At 52.9% G+C, this 503-nt stretch carries 1 protein-coding gene; it reads right to left on the bottom strand.

Translation table 11 applies throughout. The annotated features are described in order from the left end of the window. The coding region (locus H5118_RS20970) for an Ig-like domain-containing protein (protein WP_182750001.1) at window positions 1-503 on the bottom strand (503 nt) is incomplete at both ends.

The raw sequence follows: 503 nt of genomic DNA on the forward strand, positions 1-503 counted from the left end.
GGTGCAGTGGTATCTATTTCACCTGCGCCTGTTGCGGTGGTGTCGTTGCCTGCGGTATCTTCAACACTCGCGCTTACGGTGTATGTACCTTCTGCAAGTGCTACCGGTACAGGGATTGACCACGTACCATTAGCAAGCACGGTGGCACTCATGGTTTGCGCTGCGCCGCTGCTGTCGGTGACAACAATCGTTACTTCACTGCCTTGCGGTGCATCGCTGGTACCTGCAATCGTTGGCGTGGTGTCGTTCCCTACACCGTTGTCGGTAATAACAAGGCTCGGACCAGTAAGGTCTATCTGACCTGTCTCGGTGGCGCTGCCGATATTACCTAGGCCATCGTCTACCTGTGCGGTGACAGTATATTCGCCTTCGGCTAAATCAGTTGGTGCATCGACACTCCATACTCCACCCGTTACGGTCGTATCAACAGTCGTAATATTCCCTGCACTGTCTTCAAACGTTAAGCTAATGGTGGTGTTATCTGCCGCATCGCTTGTACCATT

The organism is Pseudoalteromonas sp. SR41-1 (assembly GCF_014164015.1).
GTDB classification, from domain to species: Bacteria; Pseudomonadota; Gammaproteobacteria; order Enterobacterales; family Alteromonadaceae; genus Pseudoalteromonas; species Pseudoalteromonas distincta.